The organism is Shewanella woodyi ATCC 51908 (assembly GCF_000019525.1).
Lineage (GTDB): Bacteria > Pseudomonadota > Gammaproteobacteria > Enterobacterales > Shewanellaceae > Shewanella > Shewanella woodyi.
The window spans coordinates 2,434,003-2,455,346 of the sequence record NC_010506.1 but is presented as its reverse complement, the minus strand read 5'-3'; the positions used below and the strand labels follow the sequence as shown (position 1 = coordinate 2,455,346).

At 41.5% G+C, this 21,344-nt stretch carries 20 protein-coding genes; 9 read left to right on the top strand and 11 right to left on the bottom strand.

Translation table 11 applies throughout. From position 1 onward, the window contains the following. Positions 1–10: 10 nt before the first annotated feature. The 5 genes from SWOO_RS10225 to SWOO_RS10205 are packed head-to-tail and all read left to right on the top strand — an operon-like array spanning position 11 to position 5,816. A complete protein-coding gene (locus SWOO_RS10225) occupies positions 11–1,657 on the top strand; it encodes an NTP transferase domain-containing protein (RefSeq protein ID WP_012324626.1) in 1,647 nt (548 codons plus the stop codon). Between the two features lie 24 nt (positions 1,658–1,681). Next, positions 1,682–2,374 carry a glycosyltransferase family 2 protein gene (locus tag SWOO_RS10220; RefSeq protein ID WP_012324625.1) on the top strand — a complete coding sequence of 231 codons (693 nt, stop codon included), beginning with the start codon at positions 1,682–1,684 and terminating at the stop codon, positions 2,372–2,374. 9 nt (positions 2,375–2,383) lie between these two features. Further along, positions 2,384–2,971 (top strand): phosphatidylinositol-specific phospholipase C/glycerophosphodiester phosphodiesterase family protein, encoded by a 588-nt coding sequence (locus SWOO_RS10215; protein WP_012324624.1) that lies wholly within the window; start codon positions 2,384–2,386, stop codon positions 2,969–2,971. Next, the gene (locus SWOO_RS25505) at positions 2,968–5,055 is read left to right on the top strand and encodes a glycosyltransferase 87 family protein (protein ID WP_012324623.1); all 2,088 of its coding nucleotides are present in this window, start codon (positions 2,968–2,970) and stop codon (positions 5,053–5,055) included. Before SWOO_RS10215 ends, SWOO_RS25505 begins: the two co-directional genes overlap by 4 nt. Further along, the gene (locus SWOO_RS10205; RefSeq protein ID WP_012324622.1) at positions 5,052–5,816 is read left to right on the top strand and encodes an HAD family hydrolase; all 765 of its coding nucleotides are present in this window, start codon (positions 5,052–5,054) and stop codon (positions 5,814–5,816) included. The genes SWOO_RS25505 and SWOO_RS10205 overlap by 4 nt, the downstream gene beginning before the upstream one ends. 29 nt (positions 5,817–5,845) lie before the next feature. On the opposite strand, the gene SWOO_RS10200 is transcribed toward SWOO_RS10205, so the two are convergent. Both SWOO_RS10200 and SWOO_RS10195 read right to left on the bottom strand, forming a co-directional pair. Continuing rightward, a complete protein-coding gene (locus SWOO_RS10200) occupies positions 5,846–6,463 on the bottom strand; it encodes a helix-turn-helix domain-containing protein (RefSeq protein ID WP_012324621.1) in 618 nt (205 codons plus the stop codon). Between the two features lie 412 nt (positions 6,464–6,875). Beyond that, positions 6,876–7,742 (bottom strand): DNA ligase, encoded by an 867-nt coding sequence (locus tag SWOO_RS10195; protein WP_012324620.1) that lies wholly within the window; start codon positions 7,740–7,742, stop codon positions 6,876–6,878. Positions 7,743–7,958: 216 nt separating this feature from the next. On the opposite strand from SWOO_RS10195, the gene SWOO_RS10190 reads away from it, so the two are divergent. Next, positions 7,959–8,330, top strand: coding sequence for a diacylglycerol kinase (locus tag SWOO_RS10190; protein WP_012324619.1), 372 nt, complete (start codon positions 7,959–7,961; stop codon positions 8,328–8,330). Between the two features lie 305 nt (positions 8,331–8,635). Next, entirely contained in the window at positions 8,636–9,529 is an 894-nt protein-coding gene (locus SWOO_RS10185) for a hypothetical protein (protein WP_012324618.1), read from the top strand. Positions 9,530–9,596: 67 nt separating this feature from the next. Here SWOO_RS10185 and SWOO_RS10180 read toward each other — a convergent pair whose 3' ends face one another. Further along, the gene (locus SWOO_RS10180; protein WP_012324617.1) at positions 9,597–10,823 is read right to left on the bottom strand and encodes a nucleoside recognition domain-containing protein; all 1,227 of its coding nucleotides are present in this window, start codon (positions 10,821–10,823) and stop codon (positions 9,597–9,599) included. A 159-nt stretch (positions 10,824–10,982) separates the two neighbouring features. Here SWOO_RS10180 and rsmF point away from each other — a divergent pair, with 159 nt between their 5' ends. Continuing rightward, positions 10,983–12,419 (top strand): 16S rRNA (cytosine(1407)-C(5))-methyltransferase RsmF, encoded by a 1,437-nt coding sequence (gene rsmF, locus SWOO_RS10175; RefSeq protein ID WP_012324616.1) that lies wholly within the window; start codon positions 10,983–10,985, stop codon positions 12,417–12,419. A 195-nt stretch (positions 12,420–12,614) separates the two neighbouring features. On the opposite strand, the gene SWOO_RS10170 is transcribed toward rsmF, so the two are convergent. The 8 genes from SWOO_RS10170 to apbC form a co-directional block, all read right to left on the bottom strand. Further along, the gene (locus SWOO_RS10170; protein WP_012324615.1) at positions 12,615–13,403 is read right to left on the bottom strand and encodes a TatD family hydrolase; all 789 of its coding nucleotides are present in this window, start codon (positions 13,401–13,403) and stop codon (positions 12,615–12,617) included. A 78-nt stretch (positions 13,404–13,481) separates the two neighbouring features. Continuing rightward, entirely contained in the window at positions 13,482–13,808 is a 327-nt protein-coding gene (locus tag SWOO_RS10165; RefSeq protein WP_012324614.1) for a PilZ domain-containing protein, read from the bottom strand. 13 nt (positions 13,809–13,821) lie between these two features. Next, positions 13,822–14,733 carry a DNA polymerase III subunit delta' gene (gene holB / locus SWOO_RS10160; protein ID WP_012324613.1) on the bottom strand — a complete coding sequence of 304 codons (912 nt, stop codon included), beginning with the start codon at positions 14,731–14,733 and terminating at the stop codon, positions 13,822–13,824. Position 14,734: 1 nt separating this feature from the next. Beyond that, on the bottom strand, positions 14,735–15,367 hold the full coding sequence (gene tmk, locus SWOO_RS10155; RefSeq protein ID WP_012324612.1) for a dTMP kinase: 633 nt from the start codon (positions 15,365–15,367) through the stop codon (positions 14,735–14,737). Beyond that, on the bottom strand, positions 15,364–16,371 hold the full coding sequence (gene mltG / locus SWOO_RS10150; protein ID WP_012324611.1) for an endolytic transglycosylase MltG: 1,008 nt from the start codon (positions 16,369–16,371) through the stop codon (positions 15,364–15,366). Before mltG ends, tmk begins: the two co-directional genes overlap by 4 nt. Continuing rightward, positions 16,368–17,183 carry an aminodeoxychorismate lyase gene (pabC, locus tag SWOO_RS10145; RefSeq protein WP_012324610.1) on the bottom strand — a complete coding sequence of 272 codons (816 nt, stop codon included), beginning with the start codon at positions 17,181–17,183 and terminating at the stop codon, positions 16,368–16,370. Before pabC ends, mltG begins: the two co-directional genes overlap by 4 nt. 132 nt (positions 17,184–17,315) lie before the next feature. Further along, on the bottom strand, positions 17,316–17,951 hold the full coding sequence (udk, locus tag SWOO_RS10140; RefSeq protein WP_012324609.1) for a uridine kinase: 636 nt from the start codon (positions 17,949–17,951) through the stop codon (positions 17,316–17,318). Positions 17,952–17,963: 12 nt separating this feature from the next. Further along, on the bottom strand, positions 17,964–19,079 hold the full coding sequence (gene apbC, locus SWOO_RS10135) for an iron-sulfur cluster carrier protein ApbC (RefSeq protein ID WP_012324608.1): 1,116 nt from the start codon (positions 19,077–19,079) through the stop codon (positions 17,964–17,966). 161 nt (positions 19,080–19,240) lie between these two features. Here apbC and metG point away from each other — a divergent pair, with 161 nt between their 5' ends. Continuing rightward, on the top strand, positions 19,241–21,307 hold the full coding sequence (gene metG, locus SWOO_RS10130; RefSeq protein WP_012324607.1) for a methionine--tRNA ligase: 2,067 nt from the start codon (positions 19,241–19,243) through the stop codon (positions 21,305–21,307). The last annotated feature ends 37 nt before the right edge of the window (positions 21,308–21,344 follow it).

Below are 21,344 nucleotides of genomic sequence, written 5' to 3'. Positions count from 1 at the left end.
GGAATTACCAGTGCAGATTATCATTCCAATGGCTGGCTTTGGCGAGCGGTTTCGAAAAAAGGGCTACACAATCCCTAAGCCTCTTATCGAAATAGAAGGTAAGCCAATGATTGCTCATGTAATAGATCTGTTTCCTGATGAATCAGATATTACTTTTATTTGTAATCGAGAACACCTAGAAACTCCACGTTATAAAATGGAGTCAACGATAAAAAAGTATTGTAAAACGGCAAAAATACTTGCGATTCCCCCTCACAAATTTGGGCCAGTATATTCGGTTATGCAAGTTATCGAAGATATAGATCTAAGCAAACCTACCATAGTTAATTACTGTGACTTCAGCTGTTTATGGGATTGGTATCACTTTAAACAGTTCGTGTTAAAGAGCAAAGTAGATGGAGCTATTCCATGTTATCGAGGTTTTCATCCCCACTCATTAGGCTCAACATACTACGCCTATATTAAAACCTTGAATGACAGTGTAATTGATATTCAAGAAAAACAACCATTTACAGATTCACCTATGAACGAATATGCATCAAGTGGAACCTACTATTTTGCTAGTGGTTCGATACTAAAAAAGTATTTCAATACCATGATTCTTCAAGAACTAAATACCAATCAAGAGTATTACGTCAGTTTGGCATATATCCCCATGTTAGCGGATAACTGTAAGGTAGTCGTTTATGAAATTTCACATTTCATGCAATGGGGTACCCCAGAGGACCTCGCAGAATATAAAATGTGGTCAGCTGCATTTTTGGCATTAATAAGCCCAAGAGTTAGAACCGCTAAACACAAAGGAGCTGTATTTGTTCCCATGGCTGGCCAAGGTCAACGCTTTCTAGACGCCGGTTACCAAACTCCTAAACCACTTATCCCCGTATCAGGGAAAGCAATGGCTATCCAAGCTATAAATGATCTACCTATCACAGATAAACAATATGCAATTTTACGGGCCGACCTCCCATATATTAGTCAATTGATTCTTGAACTTAAAAATAACTTTCCTACCATGAATATCTCAATACTTGATCAAATTACAGATGGTCAGGCGAGAACTTGTATGTCAGCGATGAACAATATAGAGGTAGATCTCCCACTAACAATTGGCGCCTGTGATAATGGTTCAATTTACGATACTACAAAATTTGAAAACCTACTCTCTATGCCTGATACAGATATCATCGTCTGGACCACAAAGGAGCATGCTTTAGCAAAAAGAAAACCTGAGATGTTTGGCTGGATAGAATCTACACCCGAAAATAAGGTGACAAGAGTATCAGTGAAGGCACCACTTAATAACCCATCTGAAGACTCTATCATTATTGGTTGTTTTACATTTAAAAGAGCTGGAGACTTTTCACTTTTATTTGAATCACTTATAAACCGAAAAGGCGAAATGAACGGAGAGTACTACATTGATTCAATGATTGAAGATGCACTTAACATAGGAATGAACGTCTATATTTTCGACGTGGATCATTATTTGGGCTGGGGGGTTCCCGATGACCTAAACATATTCAGTTATTGGCAATCCTGCTTTCACAAATGGAATACGCATCACTACTGCTTAACCCAAGATAATCGAGTCCCAGTTGAAAGCCAGGAGCAGCGTTTTGAAAGTAGCCCCATTCACACTTACCTTGAAAAGTAATCAGATGAACAAAGGGGCAAAACGATGCTAACATCAATTATTATTCCTTGTTATAACGAAGTAGAAAACCTCCCCTTACTAGTAGAGCGATGTAGACAAGCGATCCGCCATTCAAAATTAGAGTTCATTATTGTTGATAATGGCTCCACAGATGATACCTCAAAACAACTTGCAGAATTAATAAGTGCTGATCAATTTATACATTCTTGCCACGTTCAAGTGAACCAAGGATATGGCTTTGGAATATGTGCAGGTCTGAAAATAGCCCAAGGTGATATATTAGGCTGGACCCATGCCGATCTCCAAACTGATCCATACGATACAGTGAATGCAAGCTGTGTATTTGAATGCTCAGATACACCTGAGATACTTTTTGTCAAAGGAACCCGTAAAAAGCGGCCATTGAAAGATAATATTTTTACCATTGGCATGAGTATATGTGAACTTTTCCTGCACCAAACCTGGCTTTGGGATATTAATGCTCAACCTACACTATTTCATCGAAAGTTTTATGAGTCCTGGCAAAGCCCACCCAATGACTTTTCGTTAGACTTGTACGCTTTCTTTCTTGCAAAAAAAAGCCACAAAATAAAACGCATACCGGTCACTTTTAGCGATAGAAAGTATGGCCAATCCAACTGGAATATAAACTGGAGACAGAAACTAAAATTTATAAAACGCACTCTTGATTTCAGCCTCTCACTGAAAAAACGTTAGAGGTTTACTATGATAATCGTCAAACACAGAATAAATACACGAACAATTTTGGCTACAACTCCTCATAATCAAGGAGTCGAAATTGACATACGTACTATAGGTAACAGGTTAATTTTACAGCACGATCCTTTCACTGCAGGAGAAGCTCTTGAACAATGGCTACAGGAATATAAACATAAACTACTTATATTGAATGTCAAAGAAGAAGGATTAGAGCATCAGATCATTGAAATGATGAATCAATATAATATTAGTAACTATTTTTTTCTTGATCAGTCAGTCCCATTTTTAATACGAACTGCCAAGTTAGGTGAAAAACGGTGCGCTGTTCGCGTATCCGAATATGAATCAATAGAAACCGCTCTATCATTACAAGGTCTAGTTGACTGGGTCTGGATAGACTCCTTTAACACTCCCTACATCACCTCCGATATGGTGCATACTCTCAAAAAAGCCAACTATAAAATATGTTTAGTATCCCCTGAACTGCACTCTCTAAATAGGGGTTCAGAGATAATCACAGTCAAGCAACGCATTAAAAATTTCAAACATATGATCGATGCAGTATGTACAAAATATCCACAAAGATGGCTATGAAAAACATAGCCTATTTCAATATTCCATACTTTAAAACAGGTCTATTGATACGGATAGTATTAATAGTTTTCCTAGCCCCAGAAATCCAAACAGACTGGTTTCTGCCATTTATTTCACACTTTATCGACCAGCCCTCCTTTGATCCCTGGAGTGATTTTTTATTAGTTAATGAGAATTATCGAGCATACCCATATGGGTTTACTATGCTATTTTCACATACTCCACTTGTACTTTTAGGCAGTTTCATCGATGATTTTATAAAGCTTAGTTTCTTTGAAAATCTCGGGCTTAAGGCTACGATATTAATCGCTGACTTCATTGTTTTTAGCCTATTAGTAAAACTTTACCCTAACAATAGCGAAGCGATAACAACTCTATATTGGCTATCTCCAATTGTATTGTTTGTTAATTATTGGAATGGGCAAACAGATATAATACCTGTTGCCATTTTGCTCTATGCTATTACTCTCACCAAAAAAAATCACATGATTGCTTCAGGGCTCACACTAGCTTTAGCTGTAACAGCAAAGCATAGTATGTTAATCGTCATTCCTTTTTTTGCTATTTATCTATATAAGAACAAAAGATATAGAAGAGCATTTTTTCCATTTTTATTTTCATTTTTTAGTGCTTTAGTATTACTGGTTATCCCAGCTATTTTTAGCTCAGGCTTCGTAGAAATGGTACTAAACACTCCTGAAACTGAGCGCATATACCACTTTGCAATACCTTTGGGACCAGAAATAAATATTTATGTAACGCCAATAATCTATGTCCTTTTACTGTATTCAATGTGGCGTATTTCATGGATTAGCTTTGACGTATTAATGGCTAGTATTGGTCTAGGCTTTTTCGCATTAATCCTCTTAACCCCCTCTCCTGTTGGCTGGTATCTATGGTTGCTTCCGTTTTTGATCGGGTACTTATTGAAGAAGAATGAGTATTCGAACTTTTTATTCGGAACATTTACATTCCTAATCATCTGCTACCATTCAATGTTCTCATTTGGCGCACAGATAAATTACTTTGAATATGATCTTATTTTCGAATTAGATAAAATGAGTTCATATATGAATATTCATAGTCGCTCTCTCTGGGTCACGTTAATAACAACATTTGGAGGACTGTTAAGTTGGAGGTTACTACGAGAAGAAATACTTAAGAATAAAATATATTTAATAGGTACAAACCCAATAGCTATTGGGATTTCAGGTGATTCAGGTGCAGGTAAGGATACATTTGGAGCATCTTTGGCAGGCCTATTTGGAAAGCACTCTGTCTCCTATGTTTCTGGTGATGATTACCATGTATGGGATCGTTACGGCGGAATGTGGAATGCACTTACCCACTTAAACCCCAGTGCTAACTATATTCATAAATTTTGCAGAGATATCCTAGCTTTATTAGAAAGGAAAAGTATATATTGCAGAACATATGAACATACAACAGGGCTTTTTTCTGAACCTAAGCTTCGCAAAGGCAATAATGTATTAATAGCTTCAGGTCTCCATACACTTTTTTCCAAATCATTATCCGATAAATTCGATGTCAGAGTATTTCTTGAACCCAGCGACCAACTTAGATATTTTTGGAAGTACCAACGAGATGTCAACGCTCGTGGTAGTAACATTGAAAGCGTCAGCGCTTCGTTAAAAAAACGTCAATCTGATGCTCAAAGGTATATTCATCCACAAAAAAAACGTGCAGATATTATTTTTCAACTTATCCCTTTAAATCAAGATAATGTTTCTCCATTCAATCCTGAGCAAAATTTCGATGACGTAAGGCTAAAACTACAGGTAACAATTAAAGGTAGAGTCTACTACGAACGCCTTTCAAAGGTATTGATAGGGTTATGCGGGATATCATTAGAAAAACATTTCACCAATGATAATGATAACGTCACATTGACCATCGAAGGGGATGTATTTGCAGAGGATATGTCATTGGCTATTCAATCATTAAACTTAACATTTACAGAACTACTTGATATCTACCCTGTATGGAAAGATGGCATGCTTGGGTTGATGCAAATCATCACTATTCTGCATTTAGATGAAACGATGAGGGTTAGAAAAAAATGACCTTAGAATTGAGAGATACTAGTATTATCAAAGACTTTCCTAAAGCAGTGATTTTTGATACTGACAATACCTTATACCCATATCATTACTCTCACCAACAAGCTTCACTTGCTGTTCAACAAAAAGCTGAAAAGATACTAGGAATCAAACAAAGTCGATTTTCAGATGCATTAAAAATCAGTAAAAGAGAGATAAAAGAGAGACTTGGTGAAACTGCAAGCTCACATAGCCGACTGCTGTACTTTCAAAGAACAATTGAGTTGCTGGGTCTAAAAACTCAGATTATGACAACACTTGATTTAGAACAAACTTACTGGAGAACCTTTCTCACAAATAGCCAACTATTCCCAGAAATGCATGAATTTCTACATGATTTACGGGCCCATGGGATCCAAAGTGCAGTAGTAACAGATTTAACAGCTCAGATTCAATTTAGAAAACTTGTATATTTTGGTTTGCATGAAGCATTTGATTACATAGTAACAACTGAAGAAGCTGGAGCTGACAAACCAAACCCTCTGCCGTTTCAACTCGCTCGATCAAAACTAGGACTAGAAAAAGGGGATAATTTATGGATGATAGGCGATCATCCAGTTAAAGATATTCAAGGAGCAAAAAAAACTCTTGGAGCAATTACACTCCAAAAAAATCATAAGGATGTGAAAGTACTAAAAGGAAAAGAGGGGCCAGATATCCTATTCGATAAATATTCAGAGCTTAGAGAGCTTCTGGGAGAAATATCTTCGAATAAAGGAAAATAACATTCTATTAGTCGCTCTATAGTACTAAGTCAGTTGGTTGCTTTCAATATATTTACTAAGCTTCCTAAGTCTAAACTATCCAAATCAGAAGCTGTGACAACTTGTACCGCCTGTACACGGTTAGAAACTCCTAATCGCTTGTATATTCCTCTTAAATGAAACTTAACAGTATCAATTGAGATAGAAAGAATAGTTGATATTTCCCAGTTGCTCTTTCCTAGTTTGACCCAATGAAGAATTTCATGTTGCCTCTGTGTTAATTCAATAGTAGATATACACTCTCCTTCATTACTTTGAGGTTCATCACTGGTGGTCTTGTTGAGTAAAACCTCCTTCAATAATTCATTAATGACAACATATTGAATAGCTGGGTACATATCATGATTGCTACTGGTTCTAACACAGTCACAAAGAAGACTCTCAGCTATATATATAACCTTTTCATTATGATGAACTTTAATATAATGCTCAATTTCCGAATGCATTTTTTTTAAAGCTAATTCAATCTCAACTTCTCGAAGTAGGTTTCCTAAAACAGAAGACTCCATTCCCCCTCCCCCTAAGTAGATACCATCTATTGATGAATTATCACACAAAAAAATAACACCTCTCCATTCAATAGATGTATATAACAATAATGTTTGCATGGTCTTTCAGTGTCAATATTTAACTCTCTCTACAGCAGAGCATTGTAATACTTAATCATATCTAGAAAAAATATACACCTACCCGGTTAGGTGGGGGGTAAGATATTACACTGTAAACAGGTAGGGATTATCTAGTCGGCACTTTTGCCAATGCAATCACAAATATAAGTAACAATATAGTTTATACAACTAGGTAATTACTTTTGACAACAAAAAACACATCAGTCTACAACTCTATCACACACTATACCTTACAACTTTAGTACTCATTGTTAACCGAAAGTAATTCTCAAAAAACTTATTCACATTGACAATTTTATAATATAACTATCGATATTTATATTGCATAAAATAATACTAAAATTTCTATGGTATATAACCCTTGGACCACTAAAATCACCATAACAGGTAATCACTGTGTCACTTTACTATTAACCCTTACCCGCAAAAAACTGGCAAACCTAGGTGTCCCTTTCTGGGTAAAACCTAAATACTTATAAGTGATAATATCCCCTAGCTTAGGCGGTTGTCGTCGCTCCTCCAAACTAAACCCGGTGCCTATTTTAAAGCGCACACCTTCTGGAGTTTCAACCAATAATGCCCCAAGTAAGCCACTAAACTGACCTTTCCCAGGAAGATGAGCAATAACGGTCGCTTCCGCATCATAAAATGGCTTAAGCTTTATAAGGTCTCGATTTCGACCTGCTACATAAAGAGCATCCTGCTTATGCAGCATTAACCCCTCTCCTCCTCCGTTAACAACCAAGGCAAGTTTGGCATTAAGTTGTTCTACATTCGGTACTTGAGTTTGCTCTATTACCGATAGGTAGGGTGAAATATCAGCTAAGGCTTTCACATAATACTGATAACGTTGACCAAAAGAGAGTTTGCTCTCGGGAAAATCGAATACCATAAAGGTCACTTTTTTCCACTCACTCTCTAAAGGCGTTTTACGCCTCACTAAGCCTGAAACTTGCTCAAAAGTACCTCTTCCCATCCAAAGTTCACCATCTAGAGGGTAAGTAGGGAAAGAATGTGTAAACCAAGCAGGGGTAACAATTCGAAGTCCTGAGCGAGTATAAAGCTGTTCCCCATCCCAAAATCCTCTTACACCATCGAGTTTTTCACTGATAAGGTACTGTGTTATTTCACCCTCGATCTCTGCATCCGTTGCGAGTTGAATCAACTTTGCATCTTCCCCTCCCGCAACAGAGGATAGCGACATGAACAAGAGGAGAAATAGGACAAGCTCCCCCCACTTTCTATTTAAGGTTTTCATTCAACGCTCCTTCGTAAAATATTCAAGATTAATTCCATTAATCACAATCAGGCTATTAATTAGCTCGATGCCCATGAGTGTAGAACATGAACCAAACTAATTGAAATTGGTCTCATATTTTCACGGTGTTATACTCTTGCAAAAATTAGGCTGTCAGTAATAGACATTGTCATACCACACCGATATAACGCATTCACAAATTTACTTTGGATTAATATGAAACCTGAAAATAACCACGGTATAAAGCGCGTATTTAGAGCGACAGGCTTTTCGATGAAGGGATTAAAAGCGGCTTGGGCACATGAAGCAGCATTCAGACAAGAGGTCGTATTAGCACTGCTAATGTTGCCTATCGCTCTAGTTGCCGACATCACGACCATCGAACGTTTATTATTAGTATTGACGCTATTTATTGTACTGATTGTCGAACTGCTAAACTCAGCAGTTGAGGCCGTTGTCGATCGTATCGGCAGTGAACACCATCAATTAAGCGGTCAAGCGAAAGATATCGCCTCTGCAGCGGTATTTATGAGCCTGACACTATGCGCCATCATCTGGACCGTGATCCTCGGAGCTCGGTACCTATAACTCTTTACCGATAAAAGTTGGAATTAACAAAAAATAAACATAATTCATGTCAGTTACTGATGGGGAGAATCTGCTCCTCAGTAATTGAGCAGTCTCACAGACCTTGAAAACACTCGCCTTCAAGCTGAAGGTGATACCTTTCGAAAAAACAGTATGATTCATTCAACTTATTCTAACATTTCTTGATACAAATCATTCACAAATAGATTCATTCTGATACTATAGTACTAGATTTTACGGTCAAACCAATAAAATCAATAACTTAGAAAAATATAATTATAATAACAATTAATGGAGTCGCCTTTATGCTTGGAAAGATAGGCATTTCCGTATTAGGTCTATTAATAGCATCGCCTTGCTGGGCCCAAGAGCCAATGAGCTCACTTCCTGAGGATGACAGTAAAAGCGTCATTAGAATAGGAGGGTTTTATTCGAACTCAAATTCCAGCATGGATGTTACTAATCCTATTCTTGGTAATGATTTTGAAATTGATTTCGAACAAGATCTTAAGCTCGAAGAGTCACAGTTTTTACCTTTTTTCGAAGTTTTTTATCACTTTAACGATAAACACAGCCTATATATCGACTGGAAACAGCTACATCGCAATGCCGATGTACAGCAGATAACGACGCCTTTTCAGGTAAACCTCGACGATCAGATCTACGATATTCAACTAGGGGCAAAGATTAAAACCACCCTTAATATTGATATAGCTCGCATCGGTTATGGCTATAATTTTTTGCAGGGAAATAATTACAATTTAGGGCTATCCCTCGGGCTCCATGCCATGTTTATTGAAACTGGGTTTGAAGGAAATATAGGTGCATGTATCGATGGCGGTAGCTTAGATACTTGTGGAGCTACACCTACCAATCAAATGGTTGAAGAAAGCGTCACGGCCCCCCTTCCTGATATCGGTGTTTATGGCGATTACGAATTTATGCCAGGCTTTAGATTTACCGCCCATGCGCAATACTTTTATATCAAGCTTGATGACCTTAAAGGAAACTTAGTTGATATTCGAGCTGGAGTTGAAGCTGAGATAACCGAAAATTGGCACATGACAGCAGCGTTTAACTACTATGAGGTCGATGTCGATTATGTGCATAAAGCCACTCAATCTGATCTACATGTCGCCAACTATAACCTACATTACAGTTTTATCGGCCCCATGCTTTCCGTGAGCTATCACTTCTAACACATTAATACTTAGCATAAAAAAGCTGACTTCTTGTCAGCTTTTTTATGTGTATTGTACTAACTCGCTACCCATAAAAGTAATAACAGACACAAATGGCTGCGACTATTCCAGCAAAATCTGCTGTTAAACCACAGGCTAACGCATGTCGTCCATTTTTAATCCCCACCGCGCCAAAATAGACAGCTAAGACGTAAAAAGTGGTTTCAGTACTTCCTTGGAATACTGCGGCTAAACGTCCAGCAAATGAATCGACACCATGGTGCTCCATGGTCTCTAACATCATGGCTCTGGCTCCTGAACCACTAAAAGGTTTCATGATGGCCGTTGGCAACGCATCAACAAAACGCGTATCGCCACCGACAACAGAAACTAGCACAGAGATCAGATTTAGCAGATAATCTAACGCACTTGAGGCGCGCAATAACGCAATGGCCAGCAACATAGCAAGCAGATATGGGATTAGCTTTATTGACTGAGCAAACCCCTCTTTCGCCCCCGTAATAAATTCATCATACACAGCGACTTTACGTAATCCGGCCACCAGTATAAAACTAAACACCAGCAGCAGTAATATCCCATTACCCATCGCTGTCGACAAGGTTCCTATAGCCGTCGTCGTCAAGGTGCCCAGATAAAACACTAATGCCATAATAGAGCCAAATATCACTGCGCCATACCCCATCACCACTGCATTGAATAGTGATATTCGCTGAAACAGCGATACAATGATGACACCCGCTAAGGTCGATGCAGTTGTTGCTAACAAGATAGGTAGAAAGATATCTGCAGGTGCTGCGGCGCCTTGTTGGGCACGGTACAAAAACACGGTCACAGGCACCAGTGTGACGGATGAGGTATTAAGCACTAAAAACAGGATCTGCGCATTGGTGGCCACTGATTTTTCAGGGTTTAAACTCTGCAGATCTTGCATCGCTTTTAACCCAAGAGGTGTCGCGGCATTATCCAAACCCAAAATATTAGCAGTTAGATTCATGGTCACACTGCCGTAAGCTGGATGTCCTCTGGGCACTTCAGGCATTAAACGGGAGAGTAATGGCTCAAACAAGCTAGCAAAGAAACCGACCACGCCCGCTTTCTCTCCCACCCTCATCAGGCCCATCCACAAAGAAAGCACACCAATTAATCCTAATGCGATTTCAGCAGCAAGCTTTGAGCTGTCAAAGAGGGCGTTTACTGAGCTTGATAGCACCTCAATATTGCCATTAAAAAGTTGAATAAAGATGGCAATCATCGCCGTTACAAAGAAAAACAACCACACCCGATTTAACACAAGATCCCCTTAATCTCACTCATTAATCATCACTGAGTAGAGGCGATATGCGCCTACTCCCAAACAGGCAGATGTTACTGCTCTCCTCTTACGCTTACTAAGCCATGCTATGCTATAATCGCGCAAAATAACACGTTGCTCGGTAACAGTTTCTCTCCTATGGTTCAATTAAATCAAGATTTTATCAATAGCATCGCTAAAGATATGCCAGCTCATCTCACTATGGATGATTTTATCAGCTACAGTAGTAAGCCCCTTCGGCCCTCTATTCGTATTAATACGTTAAAGATCTCATCAGACGAGTTTGTCACACTGATGGCAGCTAAAGGTTGGACTCTCGATCCGATCCCTTGGTGCAGTGATGGTTTTTGGGTGGCGTTAGATAATGAGATACAGCTTGGCAATACCATAGAACATATTCAGGGACTTTTTTACATTCAAGAAGCCAGCTCCATGCTGCCCCCTACTGCACTGTTTGACGGTTTGGATAACTCATCTGAATACACCATTCTTGACATGGCCTCAGCACCAGGTTCGAAAACCACTCAGATGGCCAGCTTAATGGATAACAAGGGTCTGTTAGTTGCCAACGAATACTCCTCTAGCCGGGTCAAAGTACTTCACGCCAATGTACAACGCATGGGCGTCTACAACACAGCCTTAACTCATTTCGATGCTCGCGTATTTGGTGAATATCTTTATCATCAGTTTGATGCCATCTTACTCGACGCCCCATGTAGCGGAGAGGGAACGATACGAAAAGATCCGTTAGCACTGCGCAACTGGAGTCTAGAAGAAAATGCCTCGATTATTGAAACACAAAAGGCGCTAATTGAATCAGCATTTCTCGCCCTTAAAACTGGCGGAAGCTTAGTCTATTCAACCTGTGCCCTTAGCCGGAGTGAGAACCAAGAGGTCTGTGAACACTTAATGTCTTGTTTTCCTCAGGCTGTCGAGTTTCAGTCATTGAGCGAGCTATTTCCCGATGCAGACAAGTCTTGTACTTCAGAGGGATTCCTGCACGTTTGGCCACAAATATACGATAGTGAAGGTTTCTTCATCGCTAAGGTCCGTAAAGTAGCCGATGTCGAGCGTCAGAAGCCTCTGCCAAAAGCACAGAGAAACTTCCCATTTACAGCTGCCAATAACAAAACAAAAGATGAGCTTAGCCACTATTTTAAGCACACTTTTGGCATCAGCTTACCTAAAGATGGCTTAATCATGGAGCGGGATCTTGAATACTGGTTATTCCCAGCAAAAATGGCCGATTTTATCGGAAAAATGCGCTTTCAGCGTATTGGGCTTAAGTTAGCTGACGGGCTGAAAAAAGGGTTTAAGGTTCGTCATGAAGCAATTATGGCACTATCGGATAAACACAACGCCATTGAACTCAATGAATCACAAGCAATAGAGTATTTGATGGGACGGGATATTCCGTTGCAAGATGGCGGAAAACCTCAAGGAGAGGTGATTTTAACCTATCATCATTGTGCACTTGGCGTAGCAAAGCACCTAGGGAAACGACTTAAAAACAACTTACCTAGAGAACTAGTACGGGACAAAGTGATCAGTGCTAAAGCAAAAACCGAGCTTTGAATCAACCAAGAAACATTTTGTTACGATATTGTGCAATAAACGTTCGGAATATACGGTGTAAGCGACTTAGGTCAACTACACTATTAGCCAGAGAGTAATTCTCACCAGTAGCGCACGGCTCTTTAAACAGAGCCATTCCCCTGGACCCAAAACAATCGGAATAGTTTTGGGTCTTTTTTTATCTACATAAAAGCTTTAACGCCCAACCAATTTCGCTGCATCGGAAAATAGATTAAAGAAGTTATTGGTCGTATATTCGGCCAACTCCTCATAACTCTCTCCCCTTAGCTCGGCAATAAACTCAGCGACATCCCTTACATAAGCAGGCTGATTCTCTTTTCCTCTGTGAGGCACAGGGGCTAAATAGGGAGAATCTGTCTCCACAAGCAGCCTATCCTTGGGCACTTTGCGCATAACAGTTCGTAACTCACCGGCATTTTTAAAGGTTGCAATGCCTGATACTGAGATATAGAAACCTAAATCGATAGCGGCTTTTGCCATCTCCCAGCTTTCAGTGAAGCAGTGCAGTACGCCACCTACCTTATCGGCGTGGCCATTTTTTAAAAAGTTGATGGTATCTTCACGGGCATCACGGGTGTGAATGATTAACGGTTTGTTCACCTCAACCGCTAACGCAATCTGCTCTTCGAAGCAGCTTTGCTGCAGGGCTTTAGTCTCATTAGCATAAAAGTAATCTAACCCTGTTTCACCTATGGCCACTACTTTAGGATCTTTGACAAACTCATTGAGCTCCACTCTGTTTAGCCCCTCTTGCACGTCAAGTGGATGGACACCGGCGGACAAAAAGACCTGATCAAACTCGGCCATCTTATCCCGCATTGAAGCAAAACCTTGTTGGCGTACATTAACACAGAGAAAATAATCAACACCTCGGCTCTTAGCTTGAGCCAAAATATCTCTAAGACTTTGTTGATCGGGGGCCGCTTTTAAGCGGTCAAGGTGACAGTGGGAATCGATGAGCACGTAGTTATCCAGCAAAAGTGAAGAAAATAAAAGGAGGTGAAGAATACAAGTCTAGCTAAGAGAGGTCAAATAAAGAGGCTACATGGTACAGGTTTGATCCCCAGAAGCTAGCTCCCGTGACAATAGATTCTCAATGTGGTGTTTGTGGGTTTCAGGCTCAGTTATTATCTTCACTCCTATTCCAGCCGGACGTCCACCCGAGGCACCTAAGGGATTTATCCAGACTACAGAGCCTTTAAACTCTAATTTTGTGGTCGAACCTGGCAGTTGATAGGCGATAGTTAACTCTTGACCTAAATAATGACTCTCACTCGTCGACACAAATAGCCCAACAGGTTGAATAAAAGGCATATAAGCACGGTATAGATGATGTAGCGTGTCAAAATTAACAACGAGATCTGTCATAAATCGGTTATCTTTAAGTCAACTTTCTATATTCTAAGATAAACCCTTGAAAAAGCGCCAAATAATTCACGTTCGGCATAACACTTAACCTATGATAAGTGTCCATTACCTTAGCCGCCAGCTCTGAAACTTGTACTCTTAACAAGGCGTCTAATTGGGTCTGCTTTACCAGTTTCTGCCTTAAAATTAAATATAAAACTTTAATTGCATCAGAAACTTGCTTTTCATTGATATTAATTAAATTAGCACACAGGTGACCAGAGGACAAACTTTGCGCCCAGTCTTTTCGTAACTGAAGTAACTGTTCATAGCGTTGATCTTGTAACGCACTGGCCAGCTCCAGTGGCCCTCCCATGACAGGTAAACACCAGGTCACATCAGAACTAAGCTCTCTATCCTGGGATAGCCAAGCTTTAACCTCATCAATATTCGGAGAGTGAAAGTGAACCCGCTGACAGCGACTACTGATGGTTGCCATTAAACGTGATGGAGTATCCGACTGCAAAAGCAGTAAAGTATCTTTCCCCGGCTCCTCTAGGGTTTTCAGTAAGGCATTGGCAGCAGCAAGATTGAGCTTTTCACATTGAGAGAGCACTGCAACCCTCCTTCCGCCCTGCTGAGAGGTCGATGTCAGTTTCTGACAAAGCGCTCTGACTTGGTCGACCTTTATCTGGTTTCCATCCGCCACTAAATGATAGAGATCTGGGTGGTTATTCGCTTCGACTAACTGACATCCTTTACAAAAGCCGCAAGCCCCTTGGTCAGTGACACTGTGACAAAGTGCCGCTTTCGCAAAGTCTAGCGTCAGTTGCTCCCCGCCATAACCTTGATGAACCCCTAACAGATAGGCATGCCCAACATGTTGTTGCTTAAGTTGCTCACTAAAATCTGCGATCACAGGTTTCAGCCAAGGAATATCCTGCATATTACCAATCCTGCGCCTGTAACAAGGCCACAATATCTTTATGAACTTCAGCCATGGTTTGACCAGCATCAATCACTTGAATTGAGTCATCTTGCTGAGCGTAGGAGAGAAAAGTGTGTCTCGCACGCTCAAAAAAGGCTATCTCTTCAACTTCAATTCTATCGAGCTCTCCACGGTTAGCCGCACGAGTCAGACCCAGTTTAGGCTCAATATCAAGGTAGATGGTCAGATCAGGTTTAAAATCACCTAACGTCGCACGACTCACAGACTCAACTAAAGTGCTCAGGCCCCTACCTCCCCCTTGATAGGCCAAAGAGGACAAATTATGCCTGTCGCCTAACACCCACTCACCGCGCCTAAGGGCAGGCTTAATCACATTGGCAACCAACTGGGCCCTAGCGGCATAAAATAACAGGCACTCTGCTTCATCACATAAGGGATCTGTCTCATCGGCAATTTTCACCAGATCGCGAATACGCTCAGCCAGCGGTGTTCCGCCTGGCTCACGGGTACAGACAGGCACTGCACCTGTGTGCTTTTCGATAAAATCACGAACCAATGAGATAGCACTGGACTTACCCGCGCCCTCTAAGCCCTCAATGACAATAAATTTGCTGTTCAATTGCTTACTCATCTGTTTCTCTGATATTTGTTTACGGCACGATTGTGCTCGACTAATGTTCTTGAAAATATATGGCTACCATCATTTTTTGAGACAAAATAAAGGTAGTTGACCTCTGCAGGATGCGCCGCAGCTAACAGGGCTGCACCACTTGGCGCTGCAATTGGAGTCGGTGTTAACCCATTAATTCTGTATGTATTAAATGGCGTCATCTCTCTCAGCGCTTTACGGGTAATGTCCCCTTTATATGACTCCCCCATACCATAAATAACAGTTGGATCGGTTTGCAGGCGCATCCCTTTATTGAGGCGATTAATAAATACCGCCGAGATCCAAGGGCGTTCGCTGGCTTTACCCGTCTCTTTTTCAATAATTGATGCCATGATAAGCAGTTCATAGGGAGACTTCAGTGGCAGATTATCAGCGCGGCCAGCCCAAGCAGCTTCTAGCTCCTGCTGCATCTTGTTATAACTTTGAGTGACTAATAATTTAATATTGTCCCCAGCGCGATAATGATAGGTATCTGGGTAAAACTTTCCTTCGGGCAGAGCTGAATCATCACCTTGCTCACTGAGCACAAGATTAAACACATCTTCGGTGGTTTCAGTGTGCGGCAAGGTATTTAAAATGGCAGTCCACTCTTTAATACTTTGCCCCTCAACTAGAGTAACTGCAAATACCTTCTCTTTACCTTGATTGAGTTTTTCCAGCAAACCCGACACAGTTTCTCCAGGTTTGATTTCATAGAGACCGGTTCGGATCTTAGCCAGTTCAGGATGAAGCTTAACCAAAATCTTCAGTTTCCAACCATCACTGATTAACGCCCTTTGCTCTAATAAGCTCACCAATTGATAAAAAGAGGTTCCCCTTTTTAATTCAATATCTTGTGCTTGTTCAAGCTTAAGTGTCGACTGACTAAAATCTACAACAGTATTGTAGGTCCATAAACTAACACCACCAGCTAACGTTAACAGAGTAAAGATGGCTGCGGTAAAGGCGATAATAAATTTTTTCATAGGGTAAGTTGCAGAGTATTTCTCAATCTGTCTGAAAGTGAATATTTAGAATAGTTGATGGTACCAATACGGTTTACATCCACCAGCCCAAAAAGGCTATTGGTCATAAAACAGTGATCGAACTTGTTAATATCGGCATAGCTTATCTGCTTAATATCAATATGATAACCAGACTCAACTAAAGCAAAAATCAATTGTTCCCTCATCACTCCGGCAACGCCTGAGTGGCTAATCGCTGGGGTAAAAACAGTTTTATTCTTAACAAAAAAGAGGTTAGCCATGGATGATTCAACAACTTGGCTATCACTGTCGAGCACTAGCCAGTCATCAAACGAGCTTGGTAGCGCCGTCGATTTGATCAGCACCTGCTCTAGGCGGTTAAGGTGTTTAATTCCAGCAAGCCTTGGCTGCTTTGCTAATTTAACCTCACTCAAGCTCAGTGATACGCCCTCGCTTTGCCAATGAGCGTAATGTTGCGGCAACTCATAAAGTGAGAGTACCTCATTAATACCGCAAGCATCTGGCGCGGCGTAACCTCGGCCACCAACACCGCGACTGAGCAGCAACTTAACACAGCCGTTAACCTGAGTTAACGCCGATGACTTAAGCAGACTTTGAAGCTCTTGTGAAGCAAACCAAGTAAAACCTAAACGCTTGGCTCCCTGAGTTAATCTGGCAAGGTGCGCCGATAGAAACTGTATCTCTCCAGCAGCAATGCGCATTGTGGCAAACAGACCATCACCGTATGCTATCGCTCTGTCTAACGGGTCGATCTCTTTGGCCAGCACACCATTAACCCACACTTGTGTCATTAACTCTTTAGCTCCTTATCCATCATTGCTTAGAAGTTACCACTTGGTAAGGTACTGCAAACATAAGCGATTATCTAGCAGCCTAACAAGTTAAACGGCTAGATAACACGGCACCTTATGGATTAAGCAATATTATTTTGCGAGTAGATGTTGAATTCTCGCCTTAAGGATATCAGTAGCGATGCGGTTCTTTCCTCCACGAGGCACAATAATGTCCGCATATTGCTTAGAGGGGTCGATAAACTGTAGGAACATAGGACGAACCGTTTCAGTGTATTGCGCCATCACAGACTCCATTGTACGTCCACGTTCTGCAACATCGCGGGCTAAGCGGCGCATAAAACAGATATCCAATGGTGTATCCATAAATACGCTTGCATCCATCAATCCTCTTAACCCAGGATCAGTCAGCAATAAAATCCCCTCTAAGATGATCACCTTCTTCGGCGTCATCTTAATCGTATCGGCCATACGCGTGTGATCGCTATAGCTATAGGTCGGGATCTCTACCGCCTCACCAGTTTTCAGTGCCTGCAGGTGACGGCATAACAACTCATGATCTAACGCTTTTGGATGATCGTAGTTGGTCAGCACCCGCTGCTCCATTGAAAGATGTCCCTGATCTCTGTAATACGCATCTTCAGCGATAACGCCAATTTGATCCGTACCAAGATCGCGGCACAACTCCTCGAATATCGTCTTTGCAATTAAACTTTTACCTGATGCAGATGCACCCGCGATACCGATAATGACACACTGAGAGTTCATGCTGATGTTACCTTATTCGTCATCTGAAATACTGATTGATACAGTGGATTGTACTTTAGTTAGCGCTAATTGCGCGCCTACTTTTCTTGCGATCTCGCGATATAAAGCCGCGACTTCGCTATCGGGATCGGCAACAACAGTCGGTTTACCATTATCGACATCCTCGCGAATATTAAGTTTAAGAGGCAGCTCGCCTAAAAGGGGCACCTGATAACGCTGCGCCATCTTACTGCCGCCATGGCTACCGAAGGGGTGTTCTTTATGACCACACTCGCTGCACATATGAAAACTCATGTTTTCCACTATGCCGAGCACAGGAATATTGACCTTCTGGAACATGCTAATACCCTTCTTGGCATCGGCAAGGGCAATATCTTGAGGAGTGGTAACCACAACCGCACCTGTCACAGGTACTTTTTGAGATAAGGTTAATTGAATATCACCCGTTCCTGGTGGCATATCGATGACTAAGTAATCAAGCTCCGGCCAGAGTGTTTCATTTAACAGCTGAGCCAAGGCACCAGCCGCCATAGGCCCACGCCAAACAGCGGCCTCGTCATCGGCAAGCATAAAACCAATAGATTGAGCAGAGATCCCGTGCGCTGTTGCAGCAGACATCATCTTACCGTCAGCTGAAACAGGTCTAAAATCACTAACACCTAACATGAGTGGAATAGATGGACCATAGATGTCCGCATCCAAGATACCCACCTTTGCCCCTTCTGCCGCTAACGCCAATGCGAGATTGACAGAGGTAGTCGACTTACCCACGCCGCCTTTACCAGAAGCAACAGCAATCACCTGCTTCACATTTGGTATAGGTTCAACTGTTGAGATTGCTGAGATACTGGCTGGTTGAAAATCAATTTCACACTCAACCTCATCGATGGCATCAAGAACTGCAAGTTTCTTAGTAATTGCCATCACAGTATCTCGATACTGAGTCATACAGGGATAGGGGTAACAGAGTCCTAACTGAAGACGTTTACCATCAATTGATAGTTTACTTACACAACCAGCACTGACTAATCCTTGTGCTAAATATGGATCTTGGTAAGCGTCCAAAATGGCCAACACAGGCCCGAGAAGTTCATCGCTAAGACGATAATCCTGAGAAGCTGAAGACAAAAGTGCAACCCTCTATAAATAATTTGCCCAAGTGTACCAGAAAAAGCCCACAATATTCGCGTAGAATTAACTCACTTAGCGCATGTTTTGATGAAACTCTTGAAGGGATCGGTTAGTATCTATGCCAATCTTTTTGGGCCCTTAACTGATTTTGAGACAAGATGGCAAATTCACAACGTAAAATCTTAGTGACAAGCGCACTTCCATACGCAAACGGACCTATCCATTTAGGCCATATGCTGGAATATATTCAAACTGATATTTGGTCACGTTTCCAAAAGCTACGTGGTCATGAATGTCACTATATCTGTGCAGATGATGCCCATGGCACACCGATCATGTTGAAAGCTCAACAGATGGGAATTGAGCCTGAAGAGATGATTGCGCAAGTTAACAGAGAACATCAACAAGATTTTGCTGACTTCAATATCCAATTTGATAACTTCCACAGCACACATAGTGTTGAGAACCGTGAGCTTTCAAGTGACATCTACCTTAAGCTTCGCGATGCAGGTTTCATTAAGACCCGCACTATCTCGCAGCTATTCGATCCTGAAAAGTCGATGTTCCTTCCAGATCGCTTCGTTAAGGGCACCTGCCCTAAGTGTAAGAGTGAAGATCAGTACGGTGATAACTGTGATAACTGCGGCGCGACATACAACCCGACAGATCTGATTAACCCTAAATCAGCCGTCTCTGGTGCCACACCAGTGATGAAAGACTCTGAGCACTTCTTCTTCGATCTGCCAGCTTTTGAAACCATGCTAAGTGAGTGGACTCGCTCGGGCGCGATTCAAGACGAGATAGCTAACAAGCTTGGTGAGTGGTTCGAACAAGGACTACAGCAGTGGGACATTAGCCGTGATGCGCCTTACTTTGGTTTTGAGATCCCTGATGCGCCAGGTAAATACTTCTACGTATGGCTTGATGCCCCTATCGGTTACATGGGCTCGTTCAAAAATCTGTGTGACAGACGTGAAGATCTAAACTTTGACGATTTCTGGGCAAAAGACTCAAGCGCTGAGGTGTACCACTTTATCGGCAAAGATATTGTCAACTTCCACAGCCTATTCTGGCCAGCGATGCTCGAAGGTGCAGGCTTCCGTAAGCCAACTAGCGTTTTCGCTCATGGTTATGTGACTGTAAACGGCGCTAAGATGTCAAAATCCAAAGGTACCTTTATTAAAGCGCGTACCTATCTCGATAACTTAGATCCAGAATACCTTCGTTACTACTATGCGGCTAAATTAAGCGGCCGTATTGATGACCTTGATCTTAACCTTGAAGATTTCGCTCAGCGTGTTAACTCTGATCTTGTCGGTAAACTCGTTAATTTAGCATCAAGAACAGCTGGCTTTATCAGCAAACGTTTCGATGGCAAGTTAGCAAAAGTTGCTGACACTAGCCTTGAGCAAACCTTCCTAGGTAAACAGACTCTTATCGCTGAGTTATATGAAAGCCGTGAATTTGGTAAGGCGATGCGTGAGATCATGGCCTTAGCCGATTTGGCCAACGCTTATGTTGCCGATGCAGCACCTTGGCAGCTAATTAAGGATGAAGCTAAGCAAGAGGAAGCACATCAGGTTTGCTCTAACGCATTAAACCTATTCCGGATCTTAGTGACCTACCTAAAACCTGTACTGCCTAAGCTTGCCGATGATGTTGAAGCCTTCCTGCAGTTCCCACTGACTTGGGATAACTTGAATGCCGACCTCGCAGGTCATGAGATTGCTAAGTTTAAAGCCCTGATGCAACGTGTCGATATGAAGAATATTGAAGCGATCATTGAAGCGTCTAAAGACAACTTGGTTCCAGCAGAAGCGCCAAAGAAAGCAGATAGCAAGAAAGCGACAGATACGCCAGTCGATACTCGCCCTCCCCTTGAAAGCGATCCTATTTCAGAGGAGATAAGTTTTGAAGATTTTGCGAAAATTGATCTTCGTATTGCCCGTATTGCTAAAGCCGAGCATGTACCTGAAGCCAATAAATTACTTAAACTTCAGCTTGATCTAGGTGGTGAAACCAAACAGGTCTTCGCAGGGATTAAGTCAGCCTATGCACCAGAAGATCTTGAAGGCAAGCTCACTGTGATGGTAGCAAACCTTGCACCGCGTAAGATGCGTTTTGGTATGTCTGAAGGCATGGTTCTCGCAGCAGGTCCTGGTAACAAAGATCTGTGGATCTTAGAGCCGCATGAAGGCGCTCAACCAGGTATGCGAGTGAAGTAATCATCGCAACATTCAAAACAAAAGGCCGCATTCAGCG